The sequence below is a fragment of the Candidatus Thiothrix phosphatis genome, assembly GCF_035668035.1.
GTDB classification, from domain to species: Bacteria; Pseudomonadota; Gammaproteobacteria; order Thiotrichales; family Thiotrichaceae; genus Thiothrix; species Thiothrix phosphatis.
In genome coordinates this window covers 24,305-42,147 of sequence record NZ_JAYMYJ010000042.1, presented here as the reverse complement: position 1 = coordinate 42,147, position 17,843 = coordinate 24,305, and the positions used below count along the sequence as shown (strand labels likewise).

Genomic DNA, 17,843 nt, shown 5'->3' with positions numbered 1-17,843 from the left:
AGATGGAACGGCAATTTGGCCGCCGTCAACCCGTTTACAGAAAAACGGACTAAAATCCTGTGTGTATTGTCCATTACAGGTAATAAACGCATTGGAACTAGGAGATTTGGCATGAGAAAACCTTCCTTTGTCATGGCTGCCGTCCTCACCGGCGTGCTGCTAACGTCCACGGCAGCCCTCCCCCCTTCACACGCGGCTGAACCCGAAGTGTTCGCCGTAACCGGCGTCAGGGCAGGCGATTTTCTCAATATGCGTTCCGGCCCCGGCGTCAGCAACGCGATCACCGGCAGGATTCCCGCTAATGGGCAAGGCGTGGTGGCGACCGGCGAAGAACAGAAAATCAGCGGCACGATCTGGGTGAAGGTTTACTGGGCAGGCGTAGGCGGCTGGGTGAACAAGCAGTATCTGTTGCCGGAAGCGCAGGCGAGCGCCATTCCCCCAACTTCCACGCCGCCATCCCAGGCACCGCCTGCCGCCAGTGACGCCAAACCGGAATTGGTTTTGAATTGTGCTGGCACAGAACCTTTCTGGCGCATAGACATCAGCGCCAACCAGTTGAAAGTCAATATGAATGATGGCCCGCAATACAACGTGCCGGTCACGTTCCGCCAGACATCGGCGAACAACACCAGCATCGCCGTGATTGCCGGGGAAAAAGGAACCGATGAAACCCAGGCGTTCATGCAAAAGGTTGAAAGTTGCAGCGACGGCATGTCGGATGTGAGCTACCCCTACGCAATTACAGCGGTGTTGAACAACCGGCAGGTGATTTCGGGATGTTGCAAAGTACAGTAACAATCTGAAGGGGGAAAAGTGTCCATGGAACAATGCATAGCTACGTAAAAGTGTGGCGATCCATCCCGGTAACACTGAACTCGCAAACTCGGGAGGGGGCAGGTATATTACATGAAGGCTTCCCTATCAATTGGGCAGGCGAGCGGGCGTCAATCACGAAGCCAGGGAAATCAGCGTCAATTGAGCATAATATTTTGAAATTCAATGAAAAAAGAGGTAACTCCATATGCGTGGTGTGAATAAGGTCATTCTGGTTGGCACACTGGGCCGTGATCCGGAAGTGAAATACATGCCCAGCGGCGGCGCCATCACCAACGTCAGCGTGGCCACCAGCGAGCAGTGGAAAGACAAGCAAACCGGCGAAAAGAAGGAAACCACCGAATGGCATCGGGTGGTCTTCTTTAACCGGCTAGCGGAAATTGCCGGGGAATACCTGCGCAAAGGCCAACAAGTTTATATCGAAGGCAGCCTGCGCACCCGCAAATGGCAGGGACAGGACGGGCAAGACCGTTACACCACGGAAATTGTCGCCAGTGATATGCAGATGTTGGGCGGGCGCCCAGGCGGTGGCATGGGGGCAGGCAGTTACGATGATGGCGCTCCAGCGCGTAGCGGAGGCTCAAACAATTCTTACGCTGGCAATGGCAATACAGGCGGTGGCGCTGATCGCGGCTTTGAAGATTTCGACGATGATATTCCGTTCTGAGGGAACTTAGGGAATACCCTTGCATAGACTGCCTTATTCCCGGCAGAGAAAGGGTATTCTGTTCAGCGCCAATTCCCCTATAATCCCCGCGTGCTTGTACTGGAGAACGCGCATAGACGCACAGCTAGGAGGAAATACAAGCACTTTTTCAACGTTGTGACAACGTAACCATTAAAACTTATCTTAAAATAGAGAAGTAAAAAAGCTGTTCAGGGGCTGCCATTGCGGCGGCCCTTTTTCTTTTCTGTTGCATGCCTTTAGCTATCAAAACCTTGCCCGATCCAGGCGGTCAGCGTTTCATGGAATAACAGATCCTCCAACTCTTCTCCAATGGCCGCCTCAATATCGTCCGCATCATACTCCTGCCCTTCCCCGCTTTTGGCGGCTTCCTGCATCTCGCCACGCACCTGCTTGAGATAGGCCAGAATGTCTTCAGCTTCACTGTGTTCAACCGGCAGCATGCCAAAACTGAACACATGGTTATCACCCGGCAAGGTCAGCACGCGTGAAGCAATGCAGATATTGGCTGGAATTTTGCCCGCATCCAGAGCCACCCTCACCACAACAGGTTCCTCTGCCCCCATTTGACGCACGTCCACAAATTTTCCGGCCTTGCCCACCACTTCCCACAGCCCCAGTTTTGACTGGTTAAGCGCCTCCAAATATTGGCAGGCAAAAGACTGCTCCTCCTGCTGCACCCGTGCGCGCATGAACTCCTGCAATGCACTTTCACCATCCTCATTGGTTTCGGTGGTTACGAAGTGCTCAAATACGTGGGAATGCGCCATCTGTCCTTGGGGTTCTTCTTCAAGATAGTCCAGCACTTCATCGCCTGACAGCTCCAGCATTTCGGCGGCATAGGCAATGGCGTCGGAAAAGACCTCCACCATCCATTCTTCCCAGGGTGGTTTGGCGATATAAGCGCTCAGCAGCTCCATGGTTCCGCTGACCTGTTTTTCCTGTTCCGCTGTAATCACGGCTAAGTCCTTTTGGTGGTGAGAAAAATTATTGGCGATATTCACGCATGGTAGCACGTCCGTCATTTTTGCTCATCCATTACAGCAAGCCCCTTTCAGCAAAGGACACCACATGATCCCCTACCACAAAATGATCCAGCACCCTGACATCAATCAGGCGCAGGGCATCCTGCAATTTCCGGGTAATGCGCTCATCCGCCTGGCTAGGCTCCGCCACCCCGGAAGGGTGGTTATGTGCAAAAATGACCGCCGCCGCATTGTGATGCAAAGCCCGCCGCACCACTTCGCGCGGGTGGACACTGGCTCCGTCAATGGTGCCACGGAACAGCTCCTCATACTGGATCACCCGGTGGCGGTTATCCAGAAACAGGCAGGAAAACACCTCGAAACGGTAGTCGCGCAACCGGGAGGTCAGGTAGAAACGCACGGTATCCGGATCAGACAAAGGGTCACCCCGCTGCATTTTTTCCGCCAGATAACGGCGCGACATTTCCAGCACCGCCTGAAGCTGGACGTACTTGGCTTCACCCATACCTTGCACTGCACAAAAATTTTGTGCGTCTGCATCAAACAATTGTCGTAAACTACCAAAGCCTTGCAGCAACTCGCGTGCGAGATCGACGGCGGTTTTCCCGCGCACGCCTACACGCAGGAAAATAGCCAGCAGTTCGGCGTCAGACAGGGCTTGAGCGCCGCGTGACAACAATTTTTCGCGTGGACGTTCATCAACCGGCCAGTCAGTGATTGCCATAGTTCATGCTTTTTTATTCATTGGGTCAGAGGGCAAATCTTATGTCATTCCTCCCTGGCAAAAACATTCTTTTAGGGATAAGTGGCGGCATCGCAGCCTATAAATCCGCCGAGCTGGTGCGCTTGCTCATCAAGCAAGGCGCAAACGTGCGCGTCTGTATGACAAAATCCGCGCAGCAATTCATCACACCGCTGACCATGCAAGCGCTGTCGGGGAATCCGGTGCATACCGAATTGCTTGATCCTGAAGCCGAGATGGGCATGGGGCACATTGAGCTGGCGCGCTGGGCGGATTACATCCTGATTGCGCCAGCGACGGCCAATACGTTGGCGAAACTGGCTTGGGGACTGGCGGATGAGCTGCTGACCACCATTTGCCTGGCGTCAAAAGCCCCGCTTGCCGTAGCGCCAGCGGCAAACCAACAAATGTGGAAAAATCCCGCTACCCAGCACAATATCCGCACCCTGAAGGAGCGTGGCGTGTATGTTTTCGGCCCAGCCGAAGGCGAGCAGGCATGCGGCGACACTGGCCCAGGCCGGATGCTGGAACCTGCCGAGCTGGTGCGCGCGCTGGAAGGATGCTGCGCTGTCAGCACCTTGTTTCAGGGAGTGCGTGTGCTGGTGACTGCCGGGCCTACCCGTGAAGCCATCGACCCGGTACGGTTTCTCACTAACCGCAGTTCTGGCAAAATGGGCTACGCGGTCGCGCAGGCGGCAGCAAAGATGGGCGCAAAGGTGATGCTGGTGTCGGGTCACGTGTCGTTGGACTGTCCCCCAGGCGTGCAACGTATTATCACCGAATCCGCCGCCGACATGCTCAAGGCGACCTGTGAACAGGCTCGGCAGACTGACTTGTTTATTGCGACCGCTGCCGTTGCCGACTACACCCCGGTCGCTGTCGCCAACCACAAGATCAAGAAAAACGCCGACACACTGCATCTTGAAATGAAACGCACAACGGATATTCTGGCCACCATTACGCAAGAATACCCACACCTGTTTACCGTTGGTTTTGCGGCGGAAACCCACAACCTGATGGAATACGCCCGCAGCAAATTGGAGCGCAAAGGAATCGATATGATTGCCGCCAATTCCGTTGCTGACGGCAAAGCCTTCGACCAACCCACCAATGCGTTGGAGGTCGTGTGGAAGGACGGCCACCGCTCCTTGCCGGAAATGGACAAACAGCAACTGGCGGAAGCCTTGATGGAGCTGGTGGCGGAGCAATACCACAAACGGAAAAAACACCCTGATGGCCACGATTGAATACAGGATTCTCGACCCGCGCATCGGCGACGAATTTCCCTTGCCTGCATACGCCACCAACGGCTCCGCTGGCATGGATTTGCGCGCCTGCCTGGATGAAGCCGTCACCCTGTTGCCCGGCGATACCCACTTGGTTCCCACTGGCCTCGCCATCCATATCGGCGACCCTGGCCTGGCGGCCGTTATCCTGCCCCGCTCCGGGCTTGGCCATAAACATGGTATTGTGTTAGGCAATTTGGTGGGGCTGATTGACTCCGATTACCAGGGGCAGTTGTTCATTTCCTGCTGGAACCGAGGTCAAGACCCATTCACCATCCAGCCCGGCGAGCGTATCGCCCAACTGGTGTTTGTGCCGGTGGTGCAGGTTGCGCTGCAACAGGTGGAGGATTTCGGGTCTTCCCAGCGCGGTGAGGGCGGCTTCGGCCATTCCGGACGCCATTGAGTTGCGCCATGACGATGCCTATACCTATCCTGTGACTATGGAAATGTTGCTGTTTTAACCTTGTACCCCTCACCCCAAGGATTTGCCGAATGAGTAAGAAAAAAGACGTCAGCCCGCAAGACAATGACCAAGAATTCTGGGATTTGGCTGAACAATTCATAGAACAGGCCAACAACGGGCTGGAAAACAGCGAACCCGGCAAAATCGGTGCCGCCATGCTTTACGCCGCCGCCCGCTTCAATGCTTTTGTGGTCGCTTCGTCATCCGTTGACCGCAAGGAATATATTGCTGACATGGACGAAGCCATGGAATATCTCAGCAAGCAGTTCCGCCATATGCTTGGCGACAACCTGCGCGATTTCAAGGAGAACTATAAGAACTACATCAAGCCTGATGAATCTGGCCAATAGAGTACGGGACGCAGATAACCCACCTTACCAGACAAGCTGGTAAGGTGGGTTATGGGGCAGTAAATTACAGACGTTCGAAGATGGTCGCAATGCCTTGGCCGCCGCCAATACACATGGTCACCAGCGCATAACGTCCATTGATGCGTTCCAACTCATACAATGCCTTGGTGGCGATGAATGCGCCAGAACAGCCAACCGGATGACCCAACGCAATTGCCCCACCATTCGGGTTGGTGCGGGACATATCCAGATCCAGCCCTTTGGCGACAGCCAGCGCCTGTGCCGCAAACGCTTCATTGGACTCAATGACATCCATCTGATCCAGTGTCATGCCAGCCTTTTTCAAAGCCAGTTTTGACGACGGGATAGGCCCTTCGCCCATCAGGTCATTCGGCACGCCTGCCACTGCATACGACACCAGACGCGCCATTGGTTTATAGCCTGCTTTCTCAGCAACATCCCCTGCGGCCAGCACAAAGAAAGCCGCGCCATCATTAATGCCGGAGGCATTCCCCGCAGTGACTGTCCCATCCTTCTTGAAAGCCGGACGCATTTTAGCCAAGGTTTCCATGGTTGTGTTCGCACGCGGGTGTTCATCAGTATCGAACACCACATCACCCTTGCGGGTTTTTTTCACGATTGGGACAATCTGTGACTTGAAACGGCCTTCCGCAATCGCAACCGCTGCCCGCCGCTGGGATTCCAGGGCAAAAGCATCCTGCTCTTCCCGGCTGATATTCCATTTGGTAGCCAGATTCTCAGCCGTTATGCCCATGTGCCCAGCACCAAACGGGTCAGTCAGGACAGCCACCATGCTATCAATGGCGCTGGTGTCACCCATACGGGCACCGCTACGCAGGGCAGGCATCATGTAAGTGCCTTTGGACATGACCTCCACCCCACCGCCGATGCCGTAATCAGCGTCGCCCAGCATGATGTTCTGGGCCGTGGTGACAATGGCTTGCAAACCGGATGAACACAAGCGGTTGAGCTGCATGGCTATGGATTCCATCGGCAACCCCGCCTGGATGGAGGCCACCCGTGAAACATAGGCATAGCGGGAATCTGTCGGAATGCAATTGCCGACTGTGACATAGCTGATCGCCTGCGGATCAACGCCTGAACGGCTGACAGCTTCCTTCATTACAAGACCACCCAGTTCACTGGACTCCATCTCCGCCAGCGAACCGCCAAACGCGCCAATGGCGGAACGGACAGCACTCAGGACAACAACGTCTCTACTCATTATGATTTCTCCTCCAATTCGTGGTTCCTCTACGCGCACTTCTGAGCATACAACAAAAGAAGGATATTTGGCTGTTAAACTGAAAGCAAAATGCCCACATATTTAGGCTATAATTTCTGCCCTTGCAAACCAACAAAACTTGAGCCCATGAGCAACAAACCCAGTGATACCGCCGCCATACTGATGGAGGCGCTCCCTTATATTCAGAAATACTCTGGCAAAACCCTTGTGGTCAAATACGGCGGCAACGCCATGACTGACCCTGCCCTGCAAAAAAGCTTCGCCAGTGACATCGTGTTGCTGAAACAGGTGGGCATCAATCCGGTCGTTGTCCACGGCGGCGGCCCGCAAATCGGCAATCTCCTGAAGCAGATTGGCAAGGAAAGTTATTTCATTGACGGCATGCGCGTGACCGATGCTGAAACCATGGATGTGGTGCAAATGGTGCTGGGCGGACTTGTCAACAAGCAGATTGTAAACATGATCAACCAAGCGGGTGGGCGCGCCATCGGCCTGACCGGTAAGGATGGCAATATGATCATCGCCAAGAAGATGGTGCTGGAGCGCAAGGCCACCGGAAACCAACCTTCCGAAATCATCGACCTCGGCCATGTCGGCGAAGTCACTGAAATTGATGCCAGCGTGGTGCGGATGCTGGAAGAAGACCGTTTCATTCCGGTTATTGCCCCGATCGGGGTAGGACGGGATGGCACCAGTTACAATATCAACGCCGATATCGTGGCGGGCAAGATGGCGGAAGTGCTGAACGCCGAACGCCTGCTATTACTGACCAATACGCCCGGTGTCTTGGATAAGCAGGGTTGCCTGATCGAAAAACTCAGCCAGCAAGATATTCAGAAATTAGTCGAGGATGGCACCATCCAAGGCGGTATGTTGCCCAAACTGGCTTGCGCGATGGACGCCATTGCTGGCGGAGCAAACAACGCCAGCATCATTGACGGTCGAGTGCCACACGCAGTGTTGCTGGAGCTTTTGACGGATCAGGGTGTTGGGACGATGGTGACCCGCTAAGTAAGACGCTCAAGCGGGCGCGGTCTTTTTCGTAGTGCTGGCGCAGACGATCCTGTTCGGTCTGATTTTCCTGAATGGCATAATCATAACTGGCCAGTGTTTGCTCTGCTTCGTGGACATACGCCTGTAGCGTGTCACGTTCATCCACGCTATCCAGCTTGGCCGCTTGCGCCTTGACTGCATCCACACGGCTGGCCAGCGTGTCACGGCGCTCTGTTATCGAACGGGTGTTCTTACCTAGAACATCCAGCTTACTGTTGAAAACAGCATCCAGTTCCGTCACATCAGCATAATTCGCCAGCAAGTAGTTATCCTGCTCCTGCTGTTTGTTATCCATGGCATTACGTAATTTGGCCATCGTTTCCTGACGCTCGCGCGCAGCGATTTCCTCCGCTGTCGGTGCCGCCGGAAAGGTCTTGATGGTCATTCCTTGCTCATTGAGTTCACTACGTTCCTGCTTGGTTGCGCTTTGCGGGACTACATCCGAATAGTGAACTTCACCCTGTTCATCCACCCAGCGATACAAACCGGCTTGCGCAGGAACCGCAAACAACACCCAAAACAGCAGTGGAAGATAAGGCAACACTTTGGTGACAAACATATGTAATAAATTCCATACATTTTATATATGGATATTTTTACCAGCTATTGACTGGAAAGTCCTGAAGCAAACGGAGGAACGGAAGCAAACGTTATATGAATGTTCAATGCCCCCTTTTAAAGGGGGCATTGTGGAGATGAATGGCGATTAACGGACGGTATAAAAAGCGTCTGGGATACTGGAACGGATACGTCCCAAATTGGCTTTGGCCTCACTTTCACTGCTGAACGGCACGCGCACCTTATAATAGCCGCCAACCTGATCAACCACCGCATTGAAACCCATAGACTGCATCTGGCTTGCCATGGCGTCAGCCGTGCCCCGATTAGGGCTGGCAACTACCTGCACTGCATATGACCCACCCGCCGAATTGGAAGCCGACCCGCCCGCAGACGCAGTGTAGTCATAATAAGTGGAACCAGAAGAGGTGGAACCACCCGTGCCGTAACTGCTGCTGTTCCCGGAAGAATAATCATAAGAAGGCGTCCCACCCCCCGCTGTACTGCCGCCAGAACCATAATCGTAATAAGAGGCGTTGGTATTGGTTCCCGTCGAACCGTAACCATAGTTGTTTGAGGCCGTAGTCCCATATGAATTGTAATCGCCTGTCGCCCCGGCTTGCGGAGTGGTTCCCGGAACAGGAGCACAACCAGAAACCATCGCTGCCAGAGTTAAAGCGGCAGCCCCTATTTTCATTCTGTTTTCCATATATTTAAGCCCTAATGTGATTGTTGTTTCGGTAGACAATCGTATATTTGCAAAGGTTCCCAAACAAGATGCCATGCTCAAGAAAAATGCTCATAACCGCTCCGTTTATCATGAAAAGCGTAATCTACTGAAAGCCCTGCTTGATCGGCGTCAATTTCCCCGAGAACTGTCACACGATTGCCCAGCCTCTGCGCAAAATCCTGCACCTCGCTTAAATGAAGTTCTGGCAGAGTAAATAATAGCTCGTAATCATCCCCTCCCCGCAACGCGAAGTCTAGTCTTTGCACAAGGGTCAGCTGCCCCAATGCAGGGGAAAGCGGAACCAAGGCATGATAAAGGTGTGCGCCGACGCCTGACGCTTGTAAAATATGACCAAGATCAGCCAGCAAACCATCGGAAATATCCATGCAAGCTGTCGCCCTGCCCCTTAGATATTCCGCCAATTGCAAGCGTGGCGACGGATAATTTAGCCGCCGGATGCAAAATTCCGCCGCTTCCGCCGACAATTGCAAACGTTGCTGCACAACCGCCAACCCTGCCGCAGCATCACCCAGCGTGCCGGAAACGCAAACCAGGTCGCCATCCTGCGCCCCACTGCGCAACAGCGCCCTGCCCGGCTCCGCCCAACCCATTACCTGGATGGTGATGCTTAATGGCCCCCGTGTAGTGTCACCACCGATCAGGAAAATATTGTGCTGTTCCGCCAACTCCTGCATGCCCTGGGTAAATTCGCGCACCCATTCCCGGTCAGCCGACGGCATGGAAAGTGCCAAGGTAAACCAAGCCGGTTCAGCCCCCATTGCGGCAAGATCACTCAGGTTGACCGCCAAGGCTTTATAGCCAACCGCATGCGGCGGCGTATCCAGTGGGAAATGAATTCCAGCATTAAAAGTGTCAACCGAAACAGCCAACTCCCGCCCTGGAGACATACGCAAAACCGCCGCGTCATCCCCCACGCTGATACGCACGGAATCTGGTATGTTTCGCCAAAAAAAGTGTTCGCGGATTAGATCAAATTCCGACATACTAGCGCCCGTTAATCGTCAATTTTTAAACTCTGGCAGATTTTTGCAAACCCAGCCAGATAAATTATGCTAAATGCTTACTATGCGAGGACTAAGGCCCAGGATGGTCGTATATTTTTGCTGGAGCATAAATGGACACAAACTCAGAACATAAAATAGGGTGTTTACATGTCGCGGGGCTAATTCTGCTGACTGTTTTTCTTTCTGTAAGCGTCACATTATGGGTGGCGCAGTATTTCCTTTTTCCCAAGCCCTTCACGCCGGTAAAACTCAATCAACAGGAAGAAACCACGCTGGAGCATAAACTCCAGCAAATTGGCTTGCCCGATCTCATTGGCTCAAACCCGCAACAACCCGAAGATTTAACCCCGGAACCTTATAACGAGGCAAATGCAAAACGTGAAATATCCCTCAGCGAAAAAGAATTGAACGCATTATTGGCGAAAAACACCGAGCTGGGGGAAAAGGCTGTCATCGACTTGTCGGAGAATCTCGCCAGCGCCAAAATCCTGCTCCCGCTCGACCCTGACTTCCCCTTTATTGGCGGCAAAACCCTGAAAGTCAACACGGGTTTGGAGCTTGCCTACGCCAATGGCCGTCCGGTGGTGAAACTCAAAGGTGTCAGCGTATGGGGAGTCCCACTGCCTAATGCTTGGCTCGGCAACTTGAAGAATGTTGATATGGTCAACGAATTTGGCGGCAATGAAGGCTTTTGGAAATCGTTTGCAGATGGTGTGGAAGACATCCATGTGGAAGAAGGCCATTTGCTCATCAAGCTAAAAGAATAACGCCAAGCATTACTATTGGCCGCTGTGCAACTTGGCAAGTTTTTCCCGAATTTTCAACTCCAGCCCCCGCTCCACCGGCTCGTAGTAGCGCCGTCCTTTCAGTGCTTCCGGGAAATATGTCTCCCCCGCCGCATACGCGCCCTGTTCATCATGCGCATAGCGGTAGCCCTTGCCAAAATCCAGCGCCTTCATCAATTGGGTGGGCGCATTGCGCAAATGCATCGGCACGTCCAACGAACCGGATTGGCGCGCATCCGCCAGCGCCTGCCCGTAAGCGACATAAACCGCGTTGCTTTTGGGCGCACAGGCCAGATACACCACCGCCTGCGCAATCATCAGTTCGCCTTCCGGGCTGCCCAGCCGCTCGTAGGCGTCCCATGCATTCAGGGCAAGCTGCAATCCGCGCGGATCGGCGTTGCCGATGTCCTCGCTGGCCATCCGCACCACCCGGCGGGCAATGTACAGTGGATCGCAGCCGCCATCCAACATCCGGCACAGCCAGTACAACGCCGCATCCGGATCCGTGCCGCGCACCGACTTATGCAAGGCAGAAATCTGTTCGTAAAACAGGTCGCCGCCTTTGTCAAAGCGGCGCAAGGATTCCGTTGCCACTTCCTTGACCGTAGTTTCCGTAATTTGCAGACCGCTTGGCGTTTCTTCCGCCAGATCCGCAGCGATCTCCAGCCAGTTGAGCGCCCGCCGCGCATCGCCGTCAGCCGCTGCCGCCAATGTGTCCAGCGCTGCATCACCTGCCTGTAGGCGCATTTCCCCCAAGCCCTTGTCCGCATCCTGCAAAGCGCGTTGCAATACCGCCTTGATGTCCGCCTGCGCCAATGGACGCAGCACATAAGTGCGCACCCGCGACAACAAGGCATTGTTCAGTTCAAACGAAGGGTTTTCGGTGGTCGCGCCAATGAACAGCAGCGTGCCGTCCTCGATATGCGGCAAAAACGCATCCTGCTGCGCCTTGTTGAAACGGTGGACTTCATCCACGAACAGTACGGTCTTGCGTCCAAATTGCCCACGGTTCTGACGGGCGACTTCGACAGCGGCACGGATTTCCTTCACCCCTGCCAACACCGCCGACAGCGTGATGAATTCAGCGCTCCAGTAATGGGTAATCAACCGCGCCAGCGTGGTCTTGCCGGTTCCGGGCGGCCCCCAGAACAACATTGAATGCGGGCGGGACTCTTCGATGGCGCGCCGCAGCGGTTTGCCGGGCGCCAGCAGGTGGGCTTGCCCGGCATACTCATTCAGGTTTGCCGGGCGCATCCGTTCAGCCAGCGGGGTAAAATCCTGCCCCATCCGCTCAGGAAGGTTTCCCAACCACATCCACACCCTTGGGCGGGGTGAAGCTGAAGAGCTTGCCGTCGAGATTGACGTTGGTGCGCATGCCCTGGAACTTGATATAGGTCTGCTGGCCAAATTTGTCGCCCAGGATCATTTCCTCAATCCCATTGCTGCTGACGCCCAAATCCATGGTGGTGAAATCGGAATCCTGCTTTTTGGGCGTCAGGCGGAACCATTCCAGCGTGCTGTTATCCGCTTCCATGTCCTGCACGTCGAATTGCTTTTCGACCGGCTGCTTCTGCAACAGCATGGCGACCGGGGCGGAAGACAGCGCCTTGTCCATCGGTTTGACCGTCACTTGGTCAAGCTCCACATCGTACACCCACACATTTTTGCCATCAGCGACGATTTCGTGCTTGTCGGGTGCGGCGTATTCCCAACGGAACTTGCCGGGCCGCGACAGGTACACGTTGCCGCTGGAGGACTGGCGCAACGCCCCTTTATCATCCAGCACTTGCTGGCTGAAAGCCGCTTGCATGGTGTCAACCTGGGTGAAAAAATTACTCAGGTTTTCACGCCCGCCCGCCCATGCGGAACTGGCCATCAAACCAGCCGCCAACATGACCGCCAGCGTTTTCGCAAACATTGTTTTCATCAATTATCCTCTGAATCCTGTTTCAATCGCGCGCAGGCGGGGGCGACGCCAGCACCTCACGCGTGCCATTGCTCAACACCGGGCTGACCACGCCTGCGCTTTCCATGTCTTCTATCATCCGTGCCGCCCGGTTATAGCCAACCTTGAGGCGACGTTGCAGATAAGAGATCGATGCGCGCCGGGATTCGGTGACGACTGCCACTGCTTCATCAAACAGCGGGTCTGACTCGCCTTCCCGTTCAGCCAACGGCTCCAGCCCCGGTATGGCGTCGGATGGAGACGTTGTATCCGCTAAGACCTCATCAATGTAGTCAGGTTCCCCATGTTCCCTCAGGTGGTTGGCCACATCCTCGACTTCGCGGTCTGTCACCAACGCACCATGCACCCTTAACGGCAGGGAGGTGCCGGGCGGCATGTACAACATATCGCCATAACCGAGCAACTGCTCCGCCCCGCCCTGATCAAGAATGGTGCGCGAGTCTATCTTGGTGGAAACCTGGAAAGCAATCCGGGTTGGAATATTGGCCTTGATCAGGCCAGTGATGACATCCACCGACGGACGTTGGGTCGCCAAAATCAGGTGGATGCCGGAAGCACGCGCCTTCTGCGCCAGCCGGGCAATCAATTCCTCCACCTTCTTGCCGACCACCATCATCATGTCGGCGAACTCATCCACGATCACCACAATGTAAGGCAGCGGCTTAAGCGGTTGCGGATGGCCATCCACCGCCGTCAGCGGGTCGAACAGCGGGTCCATGATCACATCGCCGCGCTCCTGCGCCTCACGGATTTTTTCATTGAAACCGGCGATATTGCGCACTTTCAGCTTGGACATCAGCAGGTAGCGCCGCTCCATTTCCGCCACGCACCAGCGCAAGGCGTTGGCGGCGTGCTTCATGTCGGTCACGACCGGCGCGAGCAGGTGCGGAATATCCTCGTAACTGCTCAATTCCAGCATTTTCGGGTCAATCATGATCATGCGCACGTCTTCCGGCGTGGCTTTGTACAGCAGGCTCATCAACACGGCGTTGACGAACACTGACTTGCCGGAGCCGGTGGTGCCCGCCACCAACAGGTGCGGCATCCGCCCGAGGTCGGCGACCACCGGGTTGCCTGCAATGTCCTTGCCCAGCACCAACGTCAGCGGGGAATGGCTTTTCTTGTAAACCGGAGCCGCCAGCATTTCGCTGATGGTCACCACATCCCTGCGGTCGTTGGGGATTTCGATGCCGATAGTAGGCCGCCCTGGAATCACCTCCACCACCCGCACGCTGGCCACGCACATGTTGCGCGCCAGATCGGAGGCAAGCCCGGAAATCTTGGAAGCCTTGGTGCCATCCGGCAGTTCCAGCTCAAACCGGGTGATGACAGGGCCTGGGTCGCGCGCGACCACCTTGACATCAGGGACGCCATAATGCCCCAGCGCCTCCACCAGCTTGTCCGCCAGTTCGTTGAGGCGCTCCTTGGACTGGGTGGCACGTTCCCGTGGCGGCGGATTCAGCATGCTCAGAGGCGGCAGCAAGCGCAAGTGACTACCTTTCTTGCCCGCTTTGGGGCGCAGCTCCTTGGCAAGGTCACGAACCCCCGTCGCCTCCGCAACATCACCCGTCCGCTCGTTGCTGTCAGCTGAAGCGCTGGTTTTTGCGGATGCTTCCTGCCTGTCCTGATGCATGGCAGAAAAATCTGGCAAATCCAATCGTGGCTCCTGGCGGTTTGGTGCATGCAAATCAGTCAGGTCGATGCCCCTGCCCAATTCTGGCTCCGGCGTCTTATCCGTCAGCCGTTCCCCGACGGTTTTGTTCACCCATTCACCCGCCTTGCCCAACGCCCCGCCACCACCTTGCAAACCCCGGTTGAGGACATCCGAAAAGCGCCCGAAAACCCCACCCGACTTCCCTTCCGCCACTGGCTCTTGACCGCTATTGCCCTGCGTGGCCTGCAACTTGTCGAACAGTTTCAGCATCCAATCGCCAACCTTCTCCGTCACTTGCGCCCAGGAAATATCCCCCACCACCGTAATGCTGCCAAGAAACAGGGAAAGCAAAAACACCACCGAGCCGAAATACCCCAGGAAGGTGCGGGTAAAGAAATTGCCGACTGTTTGCCCCAACATGCCGCCGCCAATGCCATGCGGGTATGGCTCAAACAACAGGTGCGCCAACCCTGCCCCTGACAGCAGGGTGAACAATGCCCCAACGCTGGTGATCACGTCATTGATGCCGCCCACCGGGTTATTGGGGTTTTTCATGTAAGGCCCCATCCGGAACGCCGTCAGCCCCATCACCACCAACACGATCGGCAGCAGGTACGCCAGATAGCCCAGCAGGCCGATCAGAAAATCCGCCAACCAAGCGCCTTTGCAGCCCGCCATATTTGCACAACGCCCGATAGGGTCGCTGTTGGTGTGGAACGGGCCCGGATCAAGCTCGCTGTAGGAAAGCAGCGCCAGCATGATGACCGCAGCAATGCCAAGAAAGATGATGACGCTGGCCTGTTGCAAACCCAGGCGCTTTTTCTGATTGAGAATAACCTTAGCCAAACCAATATCCCTGTCTGTTTAATCCCGATATTATAAAGACTGTTTTTCCGATTACTACTTTACCCGGCCCTGCATGTCACATAGCATTACCCGATTCGGAATGAGCGGGGCGCTACGCTTCCCCGTGACGTAAGGAGAATTATACATGAACACGACGAAACATTGCCGCTTACTCATCCTTGGCTCTGGCCCAGCAGGTTACACCGCTGCGGTCTATGCCGCCCGCGCCAACCTCAACCCGGTGCTGATCACGGGCCTGCAACAGGGCGGCCAACTGATGACCACAACCGAAGTGGACAATTGGCCGGGCGATGATGCAGGCGTGATGGGGCCGCAGCTGATGGAACGCATGCAAAAACACGCGGAACGTTTCGACACCGAAATCATTTTCGACCACATAAATAGTGTGGATCTGCAAAGCCGTCCATTTACGCTGAACGGCGACAGCGGGGTTTACACCTGCGATGCGTTGATTATTTCCACTGGCGCGTCCGCCATGTATTTGGGGTTGGAGTCCGAAGAGAAGTTCAAGGGCAAAGGCGTCTCCGCCTGCGCCACTTGCGACGGTTTTTTCTACCGCAACCAAAAAGTCGCAGTGATCGGTGGCGGCAACACTGCCGTGGAAGAAGCCTTGTATCTGGCCAATATCGCCGCCGAAGTGGTGCTGGTGCACCGTCGCGATGAATTGCGTTCGGAAAAAATCCTGCAAAAACACCTGTTCGAAAAAGCCGCAGAAGGCAAGGTCAAACTGATGTGGAACCATGTGCTGGATGAAGTGCTGGGTGACAACACCGGCGTCACCGGCATGCGTGTCAAACACGTCCAGACTGGCGAAACCCAAGATATTCCGCTGATGGGCGTGTTTGTCGCCATCGGCCATAAGCCGAACACCGACCTGTTTAGCGGCCAGCTGGAAATGGAGGGCGGTTACCTCAAGGTGCAAGGCGGCTCCAACGGCAACGCCACCCAGACCAGCGTGGAGGGCATCTTCGCCGCTGGCGATGTGATGGATCATGTTTACCGGCAGGCGATCACCTCAGCGGGAACCGGCTGCATGGCGGCGCTGGACGCTGAAAAATACCTCGACCAACTGGCCAAAGCCAAATAACGGGGCGCTGTTTGTTACCACGATCCCTCAGTTTGACGCTATTGAACGCCGACTGGCCGGATGAGCCGTTTCCGCCGGTTGAACTGGCGTGGGAGGAACCCAACGGCCTGCTGGCGGTGGGTGGGGATCTGAGCATGAAGCGCCTGCAAAATGCTTACCGGGTGGGCGTGTTCCCCTGGTTCGGCCCCCGTGAGCCGATCTACTGGTGGACTCCTGACCCGCGCACGGTGCTGTTTCCGCATAAGATCCGCATCACCCGCAGCCTGCGCAAATCACTGCGCAACAAAGGTTACCGCATCACCTTCGACACCTGCTTCGCCGAAGTGGTTGACGCCTGCGCCGCGCCGCGCGCCTACACCGCTGAGACCTGGATCACCCACGAAATGCACACCGCCTACTGCCGGTTGCATGCGGCGGACGTCGCCCATTCGGTGGAGGTGTGGAATCCGGCAGGCGAATTGGTCGGCGGCCTGTACGGCGTGGCGACCGGCGGCGTCTTCAGCGGCGAATCCATGTTCAGCCGCGAGCCGGACACGTCCAAAATCGCCATGGTGGCGCTGGCCTGGCATGTGCAGCATTGGGGTTTCAAGCTGATCGACTGCCAGATCGAAAACCCGCACCTGTTGAGCATGGGCGCGGAAAACATTTCCCGCGCCGCCTACATCCGCATTTTGCAGGCCAACCTGCACCTGCCCCCGCCGCCACGCTGGGAGACAGACCCGACCGCCAACCTTTCACACTGGAACCCCGGCCAAACGACATAAACCAAGCAACGACAAGGGCTAAACCATGTATGACGAAGACGTGCAGAAACCGCCATTCAGTGCCGAAGAAATCCGTATCCTCGGCTGCCTGCTGGAAAAACATCTCACCACGCCCAACAACTACCCGCTGACCCTCAACGCCCTGATGCAGGCCTGCAACCAGAAAAGCAGCCGCGAACCGATCATGAACCTGAACGAAGGCAAGGTCGGCCATCTCGCCAAAACCCTGGTGGAAGACGGCTGGGCCATCATCCAGAACAGCGAGCGCGCCCAGCGGGTGGAGCACAAGGTCAGCCGCCGCCTCAACCTGAACCCCAAACAGCAGGCCGTGCTTGCAGTCCTGCTGCTGCGCCGCCCGCAAACCCTCAACGAAATCAAGACCCGCACCGAACGTATGGCGGATTTCAGCAGCACGGATGAAATCCAGGGCATCCTCGACGCCTGGATCAGCGCCGAAAACCCGCTGGCCATCCGCCTGCCCGCAGGCTCAGGCCGCCGTGAAGACCGCTATTTCCACACCTTGGGCGAGGAAAAGCTGGAAGATTTGCAGGAAGAGCCGATCTCCCATCCGGCTACGCCGCCAGCCAGCACCAACCGCCAGCAGGATTGCTGCGCCCAGCTGGAAGCCCGTATTGCCGAACTGGAACAACGTCTGAGCGCCCTGGAAAACCTGTTGCGTTGAAGCGGCAAGCCGGGCAGCGGCGACACGCCCTTTAACTCATGGCCTAAAGCTTGCTACAG

Annotated in this window: 19 protein-coding genes; 10 read left to right on the top strand and 9 right to left on the bottom strand. The window is 55.8% G+C overall.

The window, feature by feature from the left end; all coding sequences use genetic code 11:
• Positions 1–111: 111 nt before the first annotated feature.
• Both VSS37_RS04880 and ssb read left to right on the top strand, forming a co-directional pair.
• Positions 112–795, top strand: coding sequence for an SH3 domain-containing protein (locus VSS37_RS04880; RefSeq protein WP_324693584.1), 684 nt, complete (start codon positions 112–114; stop codon positions 793–795).
• A gap of 226 nt (positions 796–1,021) precedes the next feature.
• Positions 1,022–1,501 carry a single-stranded DNA-binding protein gene (ssb, locus tag VSS37_RS04875; RefSeq protein ID WP_324693583.1) on the top strand — a complete coding sequence of 160 codons (480 nt, stop codon included), beginning with the start codon at positions 1,022–1,024 and terminating at the stop codon, positions 1,499–1,501.
• A gap of 257 nt (positions 1,502–1,758) precedes the next feature.
• Here ssb and VSS37_RS04870 read toward each other — a convergent pair whose 3' ends face one another.
• Positions 1,759–2,478: a hypothetical protein gene (locus tag VSS37_RS04870; protein ID WP_324693582.1), complete on the bottom strand. Its 720-nt coding sequence runs from the start codon at positions 2,476–2,478 to the stop codon at positions 1,759–1,761.
• 79 nt (positions 2,479–2,557) lie between these two features.
• Positions 2,558–3,229, bottom strand: a complete 672-nt coding sequence (gene radC, locus VSS37_RS04865) for a RadC family protein (RefSeq protein WP_324693580.1) — start codon at positions 3,227–3,229, stop codon at positions 2,558–2,560.
• A 41-nt stretch (positions 3,230–3,270) separates the two neighbouring features.
• Between radC and coaBC the strand changes: the two genes are divergently transcribed.
• The 3 genes from coaBC (at position 3,271) to VSS37_RS04850 (ending at position 5,346) form a co-directional block, all read left to right on the top strand.
• Entirely contained in the window at positions 3,271–4,494 is a 1,224-nt protein-coding gene (gene coaBC, locus VSS37_RS04860) for a bifunctional phosphopantothenoylcysteine decarboxylase/phosphopantothenate--cysteine ligase CoaBC (protein WP_324693579.1), read from the top strand.
• A complete protein-coding gene (dut, locus tag VSS37_RS04855) occupies positions 4,481–4,936 on the top strand; it encodes a dUTP diphosphatase (protein WP_324693578.1) in 456 nt (151 codons plus the stop codon). Before coaBC ends, dut begins: the two co-directional genes overlap by 14 nt.
• Positions 4,937–5,025: 89 nt before the next feature.
• A complete protein-coding gene (locus tag VSS37_RS04850; protein WP_324693577.1) occupies positions 5,026–5,346 on the top strand; it encodes a DUF3144 domain-containing protein in 321 nt (106 codons plus the stop codon).
• A 64-nt stretch (positions 5,347–5,410) separates the two neighbouring features.
• On the opposite strand, the gene VSS37_RS04845 is transcribed toward VSS37_RS04850, so the two are convergent.
• Complete coding sequence (locus VSS37_RS04845) at positions 5,411–6,592, bottom strand: acetyl-CoA C-acyltransferase family protein (protein ID WP_324693576.1); 1,182 nt, start codon at positions 6,590–6,592, stop codon at positions 5,411–5,413.
• 147 nt (positions 6,593–6,739) lie between these two features.
• Here VSS37_RS04845 and argB point away from each other — a divergent pair, with 147 nt between their 5' ends.
• Positions 6,740–7,624, top strand: a complete 885-nt coding sequence (gene argB / locus VSS37_RS04840) for an acetylglutamate kinase (RefSeq protein WP_324693574.1) — start codon at positions 6,740–6,742, stop codon at positions 7,622–7,624.
• Here the strand turns inward: argB and VSS37_RS04835 are convergent.
• The 3 genes from VSS37_RS04835 to thiL form a co-directional block, all read right to left on the bottom strand.
• Entirely contained in the window at positions 7,545–8,225 is a 681-nt protein-coding gene (locus VSS37_RS04835) for a DUF4124 domain-containing protein (RefSeq protein ID WP_324693573.1), read from the bottom strand. The two genes, argB and VSS37_RS04835, sit on opposite strands and share 80 nt — an antisense overlap.
• A 147-nt stretch (positions 8,226–8,372) precedes the next feature.
• Positions 8,373–8,921, bottom strand: a complete 549-nt coding sequence (locus VSS37_RS04830) for an SPOR domain-containing protein (RefSeq protein ID WP_324693572.1) — start codon at positions 8,919–8,921, stop codon at positions 8,373–8,375.
• Between the two features lie 89 nt (positions 8,922–9,010).
• Positions 9,011–9,958: a thiamine-phosphate kinase gene (thiL, locus tag VSS37_RS04825; RefSeq protein ID WP_324693571.1), complete on the bottom strand. Its 948-nt coding sequence runs from the start codon at positions 9,956–9,958 to the stop codon at positions 9,011–9,013.
• Positions 9,959–10,089: 131 nt separating this feature from the next.
• On the opposite strand from thiL, the gene VSS37_RS04820 reads away from it, so the two are divergent.
• Positions 10,090–10,746: an arginine N-succinyltransferase gene (locus VSS37_RS04820; protein WP_324693570.1), complete on the top strand. Its 657-nt coding sequence runs from the start codon at positions 10,090–10,092 to the stop codon at positions 10,744–10,746.
• A 12-nt stretch (positions 10,747–10,758) separates the two neighbouring features.
• On the opposite strand, the gene VSS37_RS04815 is transcribed toward VSS37_RS04820, so the two are convergent.
• Genes VSS37_RS04815 through VSS37_RS04805 form a run of 3 tightly spaced genes read right to left on the bottom strand, consistent with a single transcriptional unit; the run spans position 10,759 to position 15,230 of the window.
• Positions 10,759–12,051 (bottom strand): replication-associated recombination protein A, encoded by a 1,293-nt coding sequence (locus tag VSS37_RS04815; protein ID WP_324693649.1) that lies wholly within the window; start codon positions 12,049–12,051, stop codon positions 10,759–10,761.
• A gap of 4 nt (positions 12,052–12,055) precedes the next feature.
• Positions 12,056–12,691 carry an outer membrane lipoprotein periplasmic chaperone LolA gene (gene lolA, locus VSS37_RS04810; protein WP_324693569.1) on the bottom strand — a complete coding sequence of 212 codons (636 nt, stop codon included), beginning with the start codon at positions 12,689–12,691 and terminating at the stop codon, positions 12,056–12,058.
• A 22-nt stretch (positions 12,692–12,713) separates the two neighbouring features.
• Positions 12,714–15,230 carry a DNA translocase FtsK gene (locus tag VSS37_RS04805; protein ID WP_324693568.1) on the bottom strand — a complete coding sequence of 839 codons (2,517 nt, stop codon included), beginning with the start codon at positions 15,228–15,230 and terminating at the stop codon, positions 12,714–12,716.
• Between the two features lie 145 nt (positions 15,231–15,375).
• On the opposite strand from VSS37_RS04805, the gene trxB reads away from it, so the two are divergent.
• The 3 genes from trxB to VSS37_RS04790 are packed head-to-tail and all read left to right on the top strand — an operon-like array spanning position 15,376 to position 17,784.
• Positions 15,376–16,338, top strand: a complete 963-nt coding sequence (gene trxB, locus VSS37_RS04800) for a thioredoxin-disulfide reductase (RefSeq protein ID WP_324693567.1) — start codon at positions 15,376–15,378, stop codon at positions 16,336–16,338.
• Between the two features lie 11 nt (positions 16,339–16,349).
• The gene (gene aat, locus VSS37_RS04795; RefSeq protein ID WP_324693566.1) at positions 16,350–17,102 is read left to right on the top strand and encodes a leucyl/phenylalanyl-tRNA--protein transferase; all 753 of its coding nucleotides are present in this window, start codon (positions 16,350–16,352) and stop codon (positions 17,100–17,102) included.
• Positions 17,103–17,127: 25 nt separating this feature from the next.
• Complete coding sequence (locus VSS37_RS04790) at positions 17,128–17,784, top strand: YceH family protein (RefSeq protein WP_324693565.1); 657 nt, start codon at positions 17,128–17,130, stop codon at positions 17,782–17,784.
• The last annotated feature ends 59 nt before the right edge of the window (positions 17,785–17,843 follow it).